The organism is Leclercia sp. AS011 (assembly GCF_037152535.1).
Lineage (GTDB): Bacteria > Pseudomonadota > Gammaproteobacteria > Enterobacterales > Enterobacteriaceae > Enterobacter.
On the sequence record NZ_JBBCMA010000005.1, the window covers coordinates 1 to 11,573 of the forward strand.

The following is an 11,573-nucleotide window of genomic DNA, read 5'->3' on the forward strand; positions in this document are numbered from 1 at the left end:
AAGTTCTCTGGATGTCAAGAGTAGGTAAGGTTCTTCGCGTTGCATCGAATTAAACCACATGCTCCACCGCTTGTGCGGGCCCCCGTCAATTCATTTGAGTTTTAACCTTGCGGCCGTACTCCCCAGGCGGTCGACTTAACGCGTTAGCTCCGGAAGCCACGCCTCAAGGGCACAACCTCCAAGTCGACATCGTTTACGGCGTGGACTACCAGGGTATCTAATCCTGTTTGCTCCCCACGCTTTCGCACCTGAGCGTCAGTCTTTGTCCAGGGGGCCGCCTTCGCCACCGGTATTCCTCCAGATCTCTACGCATTTCACCGCTACACCTGGAATTCTACCCCCCTCTACAAGACTCTAGCCTGCCAGTTTCGAATGCAGTTCCCAGGTTGAGCCCGGGGATTTCACATCCGACTTGACAGACCGCCTGCGTGCGCTTTACGCCCAGTAATTCCGATTAACGCTTGCACCCTCCGTATTACCGCGGCTGCTGGCACGGAGTTAGCCGGTGCTTCTTCTGCGGGTAACGTCAATTGCTGAGGTTATTAACCTCAACACCTTCCTCCCCGCTGAAAGTACTTTACAACCCGAAGGCCTTCTTCATACACGCGGCATGGCTGCATCAGGCTTGCGCCCATTGTGCAATATTCCCCACTGCTGCCTCCCGTAGGAGTCTGGACCGTGTCTCAGTTCCAGTGTGGCTGGTCATCCTCTCAGACCAGCTAGGGATCGTCGCCTAGGTGAGCCGTTACCCCACCTACTAGCTAATCCCATCTGGGCACATCTGATGGCAAGAGGCCCGAAGGTCCCCCTCTTTGGTCTTGCGACGTTATGCGGTATTAGCTACCGTTTCCAGTAGTTATCCCCCTCCATCAGGCAGTTTCCCAGACATTACTCACCCGTCCGCCGCTCGTCACCCAGGAGCAAGCTCCCTGTGCTACCGCTCGACTTGCATGTGTTAGGCCTGCCGCCAGCGTTCAATCTGAGCCATGATCAAACTCTTCAATTTAAGTTTGATGCTCGTGAATTAAACTTCGTAATGAATTACGTATGTTCACTCAGAGACTTGGTATTCATTTATTGTCTTTCGACATTAAGAATCCATGTCACTTTGAGTGCCCACACAGATTGTCTGATAAATTGTTAAAGAGCAGTGCAACGCGGCTTTCGCTCACCGTTGCGAGGTCCCGTATAATACGTTTTCCTCTTTCAGAGTCAAGCGATTATTTCGCGCTTTTCCCTGCTGACCCGGCGGCTTGTTTGCCGTTGTTCCGTGTCAGTGGAGGCGCATTATAGGGAGTTCTTCGGCGGTGACAAGAGTAAATTTGAAAAAAATAATCAACCGTACTTTTTTTCACCAAAAGACCCGTCTTTTAGCCAGAAATTGCGCTAATTGTCGTTTTACCAACCACAACTATCCTGCAGATGGCATACTTACTAGCATTAAGAATCAAGGAATATGCGTTATGCCATTGAGCGCGCAACAGCTGGCGGCACAAAAAAACCTCTCCTATGTGCTGGCAGAAAAACTGGCCCAGCGGATCCTGGCGGGTGAATATCTGCCAGGCAGCATCTTGCCGGGCGAACTGGAACTGGGTGAGCAGTTTGGCGTAAGCCGAACTGCCGTGCGTGAAGCTGTGAAAACCTTAACCGCGAAAGGGATGGTTCTTCCCCGCCCACGCATCGGTACGCGGGTGATGCCTCAGAGCAACTGGAACTTCCTCGATCAGGAGCTGCTATCCTGGTGGATGACGGAAGATAACTTCCATCAGGTCATCGACCATTTTCTGGTGATGCGCAGCAGCCTGGAGCCGCAGGCCTGCCTGCTGGCTGCCACCATCGGAACGGCAGAGCAAAAAGCGCGATTAAATACCCTGATGGATGAGATGGTGCATCTGAAAAAGCACTTCAACCGGGAACGCTGGATCGAAGTGGATATGGCCTGGCACGAGCATATCTATGAGATGAGCGGCAATCCCTTCCTGACCTCTTTTGCCTCGCTCTTTCACTCTGTTTATCACACCTACTTTACGTCTATTACTCAGGACGAGGTGGTGAAGCTGGATTTACATCAGGCTATCGTTGACGCCATTCAGGATAGCGACGGGCTGCTCGCCATGACGGCCAGCCAGGCTCTGCTTGCCGCACCGGCACGGTAGCAACATACAACAGGAATTCGAATGACAGTAAAAAAAGCACGCAGCATGGCGGGTTTGCCATGGATCGCGGCAATGGCTTTCTTTATGCAGGCGCTGGATGCCACCATCCTTAACACCGCGCTTCCGGCGATTGCCGAAAGCCTTAATCGTTCTCCGCTGGCCATGCAGTCAGCCATCATCAGTTATACCCTGACCGTTGCGATGCTGATCCCGGTGAGTGGCTGGCTGGCGGATCGCTTCGGCACCCGGCGGGTCTTTATGCTGGCAGTGACCTTATTTACGCTGGGGTCGCTGGCCTGTGCGCTCTCCAGCTCGCTGGGTGAGCTGGTTGTGTTCCGGGTGATTCAGGGAATTGGCGGGGCGATGATGATGCCGGTCGCACGCCTGGCGCTACTCAGGGCCTATCCGCGCAGCGAGCTGTTACCGGTGCTTAACTTCGTTACCATGCCGGGTTTAGTCGGGCCGATCCTCGGCCCGGTGCTGGGAGGCGTGCTGGTCACCTGGGCCAGCTGGCACTGGATATTCCTCATTAATATTCCGATTGGGATCGCCGGCATTTTCTATGCCCGTAAATTTATGCCGAACTTCACCACCCCGCGGCGCAAATTCGATATGGGCGGGTTCTTCCTGTTTGGTCTGAGCCTGGTGCTGTTCTCCAGCGGAATGGAGCTGTTCGGTGAGAAAGTGGTGTCCACCTGGCTGGCCGTCTCCATCATCTTCAGCGGTGTTCTTCTTTTCCTTCTTTATATACGTCATGCGCGTCGCCATCCTACACCGCTGATTTCGCTCAACCTGTTTAACACCCGCACCTTCTCGGTAGGCATTGCCGGAAACATCGCTTCACGACTGGGCACCGGCTGTGTTCCTTTCCTGATGCCGCTGATGCTGCAGGTCGGGTTTGGTTATCCGGCGCTGATTGCGGGTTGCATGATGGCTCCGACGGCGGTGGGTTCGATTCTGGCTAAATCCGGCGTGACCCAACTGTTACGCCGCCTGGGATACCGCCGGACGCTGGTTGGGGTGACGGTGTTTATTGGCGTGATGATTGCGCAATTTTCACTGCAGTCGGCAGAGTTGCCGGTATGGATGCTGATCCTGCCGCTGTTTGTGCTGGGGATGGCGATGTCCATCCAGTTTACCTCGATGAACACCATTACCCTTGCCGATCTCAGCGACGAGAACGCCAGCGGCGGCAACAGCATGCTGGCAGTCACGCAGCAGCTGTCAATCAGTCTGGGGGTAGCGGTCAGTGCGGCGGTGCTGCGTTTTTACGAAGGATTCGACAGCAATAACACTGTCGAACAGTTCCACTCCACCTTTATCACCATGGGCGCGCTGACGGTGGTCTCTGCCCTGGTGTTTATGCTGTTAAAACCCAAAGACGGTCGTAACCTCATTAAAGAACGGCATAAACCTAAACCGACCCGCGTTCCATCAGAACAGGAGTAAGCTGCAGCCGCTGTGGTTGCAGCCCGGGCTGGGCGATTCGATGGATCAATACGTCAATCGCCAGTTCGCCCAGTTCATCCTTTGGCTGATGAATAGTGGTGAGCGGCGGCGTCATGTACTGCGCCAGTTCGATATCGTCATAGCCCACCACGGCGATATCGTCCGGAACACGGAGCCCCGCCTGATAGAGCGCCTGATAGGCACCCACAGCCATCGCATCATTACCAATAAAGACCGCCTGCGGCCGGTCTTTCTGCGCCAGAAGAGACTGCATCGCCTCAAACCCGCCGCTGAATTCAAAGTCACCGGTAATTTGATACCCGTCAGGCACCGGCAGACCGGCGCGGTCCATGGCGACCAGAAAGCCCTCCAGCCGCAGGCGGGCAGGGGTTTTATCCAGCGGACCCGTAATGCAGGCGATGCGGGTATGGCCTTTATCAATCAGATGCTGCGTCGCCATGTCCCCGCCCAGCAGGGAGTTATCCTGAATCAGATCGCTGGTACCGTCGAACGGTGCCCAGTCCATCATCACCGTGGGAACGGAAGGGTAGCGCTGCATAATCTCGGGGGAGGGCTGGTGCGTTTCGGTACACAGTAGCAGTAACCCGTCGACACGCTTTTGCATCAGCGTCTCCAGATTACGGTTCATACGCTGCTCGTCGCCTTCGGTATTGCACAGCACCAGGCTGTAGCCGCGCTCAAAGCAGCTGCGTTCCACGCCACGCACCAGCTCAGAATAAAAGGGGTTGGTACTGGCAGTGATGAGCATACCGATGGTGCGGGTCTGGTTGAGCTTCAGACTGCGCGCCAGAGCGGAAGGCGCATAATTGAGGGATTTAACTGCGGCTTCGACCTTCTCCCGGATCGCCTCGCTGACGAAGCGATCGTTATTAATGACATGGGAGACCGTCGACGTAGAGACGCCCGCCATGCGAGCGACATCTTTCATTGTGGCCAAACGCTACCTCTGCTGACTTAAAAATTCATCGATCTCATTGCGCCATGGTACAGAAGGCTGCGCGCCTGGACGCGTTACCGCAATGGCCGCCGCCGCATGGGCAAAACGGATCGCAGTATCCAGTGGCTCACCTTCCAGCAGGGCCGTGACCAGCGCACCATTAAAGGTATCGCCCGCCGCGATGGTATCAACAGCTTTCACCTTAAAGCCGGGAACGCGACGACCTTCTCCCTCGACGCTGGCCCATACGCCGCGGCTGCCAAGAGTAATGATGACCGTACTGATGCCTTTCTGGTGCAGGGCTTGCGCCGCACGCGCCGCATCGTCATCGTTTTCAACGCGAATGCCCGTCAGCTTTTCAGCTTCGGTTTCGTTAGGGGTGATGATATCCACCAGCGCCAGCAACTCGTCTGATAATACACGGGCAGGCGCTGGATTAAGTACGACAGTGGTATGATTTTCATGGGCAATTTGCGCCGCTGCCAGCACGCTTTCGACCGGCGATTCCAGCTGCATCAGCAGCGCGTCGGCGTCGGCGATACGCGCCTGTTGCGCCGCTACGCGTTCCGGCGTCAGCGCCGCGTTGGCACCCGCATGAATACCGATAACATTCTCACCTTCCGCGTTGACAAAAATCAGCGCCACGCCGGTTGATTCGCCATCCACCACGCTGACCGGCGCAATATCGATGTTGTCGCTTGCCAGCTGTTTGCGCACGCGCTCACCGGTATCGTCATCGCCGGTACAGGCGATAAAGGCGATGTTCGCCCCGCTGCGTCCGGCGGCGACGGCCTGGTTTGCGCCCTTGCCGCCAAAGGCGACCTGATAGCGATTGCCCGTTACGGTCTCGCCCGGCGTCGGGAAAGCGTCAAGGTTGAGAATGTGATCGGCATTAATACTGCCAAGGACGACGAGCTTGCCTGCGGTTTTCATCATTGAGGTGTCCATCTGAGATCGCCACCGGTATTACCCGGTGGCGTATGCCACGCTTTTCTTTATATGTTGTCCTTCAGGCAGCGGGGAGCTGCCTGAATCGCATATTACTGCTTGATGACCAGTTTCAGGTCAACAGGGTATTTAGCCTGAACTTTCTCGCCCTTCAGCACTTTGTCGGCAGTCTGCACGCCGGTGGCGCCGATCTGCTCCGGAAGCTGAGCAATGGTCGCAGCCAGTTTGCCATCGTTTACCGCTTTTTCACCATCCGGCGTGCCGTCAAATCCGACCACCATCACATCAGATTTGCCTGCAGTCTGCAGGGCGCGCAGCGCACCCAGCGCCATTTCGTCGTTCTGGGCGAAGACGGCTTTAACGTCCGGGTGAGCGGTCAGCAGGTTCTGCATAACGTTCAGACCTTTAGTACGGTCGAAGTCGGCCGGCTGGCTGGCCAGTACGTTGAATTTGTGAGCAGCAACGGCCTGCTGGAAGCCTTCGCCACGCTCACGCGCTGCGGAAGTCCCGGCAATGCCCTGCAGTTCGATAACTTTGGCGCCTTCACCCGCTTTCTTGGCGATGTAGTCACCGGCGATTTTGCCGCCCAGCACGTTATCAGACGCAATGTGGCTGACCACTTCGCCTTTAGACGCCTGACGGTCCAGGGTGATCACCGGGATGTTAGCCTGGTTTGCCATCTTCACGGCATTCCCTACCGCATCGGAATCGGTCGGGTTGATCAGCAGGATTTTGGTGCCGCGAACGGTTAAGTCCTGCACGTTAGCCAGCTCTTTCGCCGGGTTGTTCTGGGAGTCGAGGATCACCAGGTTGTAGCCCAGTTTGTCGGCTTCTTTCTGCGCGCCATCCTTCAGGGAGACGAAGAACGGGTTGTTTAGAGTAGAAACCACCAGCGCGATGGTATCTTTCGCCATGGCGTTTGCACTCACAGTTGCGCTCAGCGCGACAGCAGAAACCAGGGTAGCCAGTTTTTTCATGTTCATATCAAAGATGTCCTGTAGTGTCGTCAGTTACTGTTTTTTGTTGTCTACCAGTACCGCCAGCAAAATCACTACCGCTTTGACGATCATCTGGTAATAGGAAGAAACACCTAACAAATTCAAACCATTGTTCAGGAAGCCGAGGATCAGCGCACCGATCAGCGTCCCCACGATACGACCTTTGCCCCCCGCCAGGCTGGTGCCGCCGAGCACCACCGCAGCGATGGCGTCCAGCTCATAGCCAGTACCCGCCGTCGGCTGGGCAGAGGAGAGACGTGCCACTTCGATAATGCCCGCCAGCGAGGCCAGCAGTCCGCACAGGGAGTAGACGATAATTTTGACTTTATTGACGCTGATGCCGGACAGACGCGTCGCCGCTTCGTTACCGCCCAGAGCATAGATATAGCGACCCAGACGGGTGTGATGCAGCATGTACCACGCCGCGAGGAACACCAGGCCCATGATCCAGACCGGCGTCGGGATACCCAGCGGGCGACCGATACCGAACCAGCCAAACAGATCGGCGTTATCAGTAAAGCCCGTGTTCACCGGACTGCCGTTGGTATAGACCATGGTCACACCGCGCAGCAGCAGCATCATCACCAGGGTGGCGATAAAGGCCTGCACGCGGCCCTTCGCTACAATCATCCCGGTGACAGCACCAATTGCGGCACCCAGCGCCAGCGCCGCTGCTACGGCCACCAGCGCGTTGACTTCAACCCCTACAATTGAAGCAGCAACCGCGCCGGTGAGCGCCAGCAGGGAACCGACGGACAGGTCGATACCCGATGTCAAAATCACCAGCGTCATCCCTACCGCCATAATGGCGTTCACGGACGTCTGCTGGAGGATGTTGAACAGGTTATTAACGGTAAAAAAGTTCGGGCTCATGGTGGAGACAATCGCGATCAGCACCAGCAGGGCAATCAGCGATTTTTGTTCCAGCAGCCATGCCTTAGTGAAATAACGGCGTCCAGAAACAGCCTGGGTAGTCATCTTCTTACTCCTGATCCACGCGATTAAGCTTGCCCACAGCGGCAGCCATCAGAATTTCCTGGGTGGCCTGCTCGCGACTGAATTCACCGCCGAGATGCCCTTCATGCATGACGATAATGCGATCGCTCATGCCTAATACCTCTGGCATCTCGGAGGAGACCAGAATGATGCTCAGCCCGTCAGCCTTAAACTGGTTGATAAGCTGATAAATCTCTTTCTTCGCGCCAACGTCCACGCCGCGGGTTGGCTCATCGAGGATCAGCACTTTCGGACGGGTCATCAGGCCGCGGGCAATCGCCACTTTCTGCTGGTTACCGCCGGAAAGCAGGCCGATAGCCTGTTCCATCGATGGCGTTTTGACGTTGAAGAGGCGGATAAAATCGCTGACGGCCTGCTGCTCGTCTTTATGCTTAAGGCCACCGCCGCTGCGGCTGAAGTAGCGCAGCGCGGTCAGGGACATGTTCTCTTTCACCGACATGCCGAGCACTAAGCCGTCGCGTTTGCGGTCTTCGGAGATATAGACGATACCGTTCGCCAGGCCATCCTGCGGTGTACGGGTGACCACCTCATGACCATCAAGGGTGACGTATCCGCTGGCGCGTGGATTGGCCCCGTACAGCACCTTCATCAGCTCGGTGCGTCCGGCACCCATCAGCCCGGCCACGCCGAGGATTTCGCCCTGGCGCAGGGTAAAGCTGACGTCATGCACCCCAGGGCCGCACAGATTATCGACCTTCAGGCGGATAGCGCCCGGGGCCTTATCGATGCGCGGATACTGGTCTTCCAGCTTACGTCCCACCATCATCTCAATCAGCGTGTCTTCGGTGAGGGTCACCACTTCACGCTCGGCAATAAACTGCCCGTCGCGGAAGACGGTGACGTCATCGCAGATCTCGAAGATCTCTTTCATGCGGTGGGAGATATAAACAATGCCGCGCCCCTGCGCTTTCAGCTCGCGGATCACGCGGAACAGGGAGTCGGTTTCGGTATCGGTGAGGGCGTCGGTCGGCTCATCCATCACGATAACCCGGGATTCGAAGCTCAGAACCTTCGCGATCTCCACCATCTGCTGGTCGCCGATGGAGAGTTCGCCCACCAGCCGATCGCTTTTGAAGCGCAGATTCAGCTTCGCCAGCAGCTTGTCGGCTTCGGCATACATCCGTTTCCAGTCAATTTTGCCAAAGCGGTTAACGAACTCACGCCCCAGGAAGATGTTCTCCGCGATGGAGAGCTGCGGGATCAGGTTCAGCTCCTGGTGGATGATGCCAATCCCCGCTTCCTGGGAGGATTTCGGGCCGTTAAAGGTGGTCTCTTTACCCAGCCACAGCAGCGAACCGGCGTCGCGTTGATAGATACCGGTCAGCACTTTCATCATCGTCGATTTGCCGGCACCGTTTTCCCCCACCAGCGCCATTACGCGCCCGGCATAGACGTTCAGTGCGGCACCGGAGAGGGCTTTGACGCCCGGGAACGACTTATCGATCCCTTTCAGTTGCAGGAGTGCGTCCATGATGGCCTCAGAAGGTGACGCCAGCACAGAGAATGATATTCGCATACGGGGAACACTCCCCGCTGCGGATAACCGCCTGGCTGTCAGCGGTGTTTTTCTTGAACTGTTCGTGCGTTATGTAACTTATTTTTATGGTGTTGCCCTGGTGTTGTTGCAGCTGCTTGATATGCCCAAGCAACGTTTCGTGGAGCTGCGGATTATGTTGTTGGATTTCCGTTGCGAGAATGGCCTCTTCAACCTGCATCTCGGCTGTCACCACATCCAGCACCTGCATAAACGAGGGCACGCCCTGCGTTAACGCCAGATCAATACGCGTTGTGCTGTGGGGAATGGGTAAACCCGCATCACACACCACCAGCGTATCGGTATGCCCAAGACGGGAGATGACCGATGAGACTTCAGAGTTGAGTACCGTGCCTTTCTTCATATTCTGCTCCACTAGCGAAACGTTTCGCTGGCGTCAGTTTAATCTTACCGATGCGCAGAAAACCACCATGGCGTTGCAGATTTGTGATCGTCGTCGAAACGTTTCGCTAAGTGAAATGTAGAGCGAAGAATTGCCCGGCGGCGCTTCGCTTGCGCGGGCCTACGGGTGTGGTAGGCCGGGTAAGCGAAGCGCCACCCGGCATGTTGCAGAATTAAATCTCGACCTGGGTCCCTAGCTCAATCACGCGGTTAGGCGGGATCTCGAACTGGTCGGGCGCGCGCAGGGCGTTACGCTGGAGAATAAGGTAGAGCTTGCCGCGCAGGCGCAGATACCACGGACGTTTACCGATGATCAGCGACTCGTGCGACATAAAGAACGAGGTCTCCATCATCCGGCAGCTCAGCCCCTCCAGACCGCAGCGGTGGAACACCTCTTCCACGTTCGGGGTTTCGCGCCAGCCGTAGCTGGCCACTACCCGCCAGAAGGTCGGCGACAGCTGCTCTATCTGCACCCGGCGGACGTTATGCACATAGGGCGCATCTTCGGTACGCAGCGTCAGCAGGATCACCCGTTCGTGCAGCACTTTGTTGTGCTTGAGGTTATGCATCAGCGCAAACGGGATCACGTTCAGGGCACGGGACATATAGACCGCGGTGCCCGGCACGCGTACCGGCGGGGACTTCTCCAGCGAGGCGATCATCGCCTCCAGAGAATTACCGTGTTCGTGCATGCGGCGCAGCAGGCGGAAACGCTCGCTTTTCCAGGTGGTCATCACAATGAACATCACCAGACCCAGCGTCAGCGGCAGCCAGCCGCCGGAGACAATCTTGTCGAGGTTCGCCGAGAACAGCGGCACGTCGATGCACAGGAAGCCGACCAGAATCATCCCCACGAGGAATTTATTCCAGTGCCAGTTCCGGTACGCCACCGTGGTGGAGAGGATAGAGGTCAGCACCATCGTCCCCGTCACGGCAATACCGTAGGCTGCCGCCAGGTTGCTGGAGTGCTCGAAGCTGACAATAACAATCACTACCGCGAAGTAGAGCAGCCAGTTAATGAACGGGATGTAGATCTGGCCCGACTCCATCTCCGACGTATGAATGATGCGCATCGGGGAGAGATAGCCCAGACGCACCGCCTGACGGGTCAGGGAGAAGACGCCTGAAATCACCGCCTGAGAGGCAATTACCGTCGCCAGGGTCGCGAGGATCAGCATCGGTACCAGCGCCCAGTCCGGTGCCAGCAGGAAGAACGGGTTTTTAATCGCTTCCGGATGTTTGAGCAGCAGCGCCCCCTGTCCGAAGTAGTTCAGCACCAGCGACGGCAGCACCACAATAAACCAGGCCACGCGGATAGGCAGTTTGCCGAAGTGCCCCATATCCGCATACAGCGCCTCAACCCCGGTGATGGACAGCACCACGGCCCCCAGCGCGATAAACGACACGGTTTTGTATTCGAGGAAGAAGTGCACCGCCCACATAGGGTTCAGCGCATGCAGCACATCCGGGTTAGCAATAATGCTGCGTAACCCCAGTACCGCAAGGATCAGGAACCAGGCCAGCATAATCGGCGCGAAGAGTTTCCCCACCAGCCCGGTACCGTGTTTCTGAATCACAAACAGCAGAGTCAGCACAATAATGGCGAGCGGAACCACCCACTCATCGAGCTGTGGGGCAACAATCTCCAGCCCTTCGATTGCCGACAGCACGGAGATCGCCGGTGTGATCACCACTTCTCCATAGAAGAAGCTGCCGCCAATCAGCCCGATAATCACCAGGAAGGAGGTCATTTTGGGCGAGGTGTTGCGCCCGGCCAGCGACATCAGGGTCAGGATCCCACCTTCACCGGCGTTATCCGCGCGCATGACAAAGGAGAGATATTTAACGGAGACCACTAAGATCAGGAGCCAAAAAATGAGAGACAAAAAACCAAAAACAGCGTCGCGTTCAACGCCAAAACCAAACTGACCGGACAAACATTCACGAAGCGTATAAAGCGGGCTGGTGCCGATATCACCGTAGACAACCCCAATCGCCGCGAGCGTGATTGCGGGTAATGATTGCTTATTATCAGTGCTCATAGACTAGTCTTTTCGTTTATATAACAAATGTGTGCTTAGTCCCTTGGCCCACAAAAAGCGCACAGTATG

9 protein-coding genes and 1 rRNA gene are annotated in these 11,573 nt (G+C 56.4%); 2 read left to right on the top strand and 8 right to left on the bottom strand.

Features of this window, described 5'->3' with window-relative positions; translation table 11 throughout:
* Positions 1-1,006: ribosomal RNA gene (locus WFO70_RS17510) — 16S ribosomal RNA — on the bottom strand; the annotation flags it as partial.
* 457 nt (positions 1,007-1,463) lie between these two features.
* Between WFO70_RS17510 and WFO70_RS17515 the strand changes: the two genes are divergently transcribed.
* Both WFO70_RS17515 and mdtD read left to right on the top strand, forming a co-directional pair.
* The gene (locus WFO70_RS17515) at positions 1,464-2,156 is read left to right on the top strand and encodes a FadR/GntR family transcriptional regulator (protein WP_337017923.1); all 693 of its coding nucleotides are present in this window, start codon (positions 1,464-1,466) and stop codon (positions 2,154-2,156) included.
* Positions 2,157-2,177: 21 nt separating this feature from the next.
* The gene (gene mdtD, locus WFO70_RS17520; RefSeq protein ID WP_337017925.1) at positions 2,178-3,605 is read left to right on the top strand and encodes a multidrug transporter subunit MdtD; all 1,428 of its coding nucleotides are present in this window, start codon (positions 2,178-2,180) and stop codon (positions 3,603-3,605) included.
* Here the strand turns inward: mdtD and rbsR are convergent.
* The 7 genes from rbsR to kup form a co-directional block, all read right to left on the bottom strand.
* Positions 3,571-4,563: a ribose operon transcriptional repressor RbsR gene (gene rbsR / locus WFO70_RS17525; RefSeq protein ID WP_337017927.1), complete on the bottom strand. Its 993-nt coding sequence runs from the start codon at positions 4,561-4,563 to the stop codon at positions 3,571-3,573. The two genes, mdtD and rbsR, sit on opposite strands and share 35 nt — an antisense overlap.
* Positions 4,564-4,566: 3 nt before the next feature.
* Positions 4,567-5,496, bottom strand: a complete 930-nt coding sequence (rbsK, locus tag WFO70_RS17530; protein WP_337018283.1) for a ribokinase — start codon at positions 5,494-5,496, stop codon at positions 4,567-4,569.
* 107 nt (positions 5,497-5,603) lie between these two features.
* Positions 5,604-6,494 carry a ribose ABC transporter substrate-binding protein RbsB gene (rbsB, locus tag WFO70_RS17535; RefSeq protein ID WP_032615470.1) on the bottom strand — a complete coding sequence of 297 codons (891 nt, stop codon included), beginning with the start codon at positions 6,492-6,494 and terminating at the stop codon, positions 5,604-5,606.
* A 27-nt stretch (positions 6,495-6,521) separates the two neighbouring features.
* A complete protein-coding gene (gene rbsC / locus WFO70_RS17540; protein ID WP_337017930.1) occupies positions 6,522-7,487 on the bottom strand; it encodes a ribose ABC transporter permease in 966 nt (321 codons plus the stop codon).
* A gap of 4 nt (positions 7,488-7,491) precedes the next feature.
* On the bottom strand, positions 7,492-8,997 hold the full coding sequence (gene rbsA, locus WFO70_RS17545) for a ribose ABC transporter ATP-binding protein RbsA (RefSeq protein ID WP_337018284.1): 1,506 nt from the start codon (positions 8,995-8,997) through the stop codon (positions 7,492-7,494).
* A gap of 7 nt (positions 8,998-9,004) precedes the next feature.
* Positions 9,005-9,424: a D-ribose pyranase gene (gene rbsD / locus WFO70_RS17550; RefSeq protein WP_337017932.1), complete on the bottom strand. Its 420-nt coding sequence runs from the start codon at positions 9,422-9,424 to the stop codon at positions 9,005-9,007.
* A gap of 211 nt (positions 9,425-9,635) precedes the next feature.
* Positions 9,636-11,504, bottom strand: a complete 1,869-nt coding sequence (gene kup, locus WFO70_RS17555; protein ID WP_337017934.1) for a low affinity potassium transporter Kup — start codon at positions 11,502-11,504, stop codon at positions 9,636-9,638.
* Between the last annotated feature and the right edge of the window lie 69 nt (positions 11,505-11,573).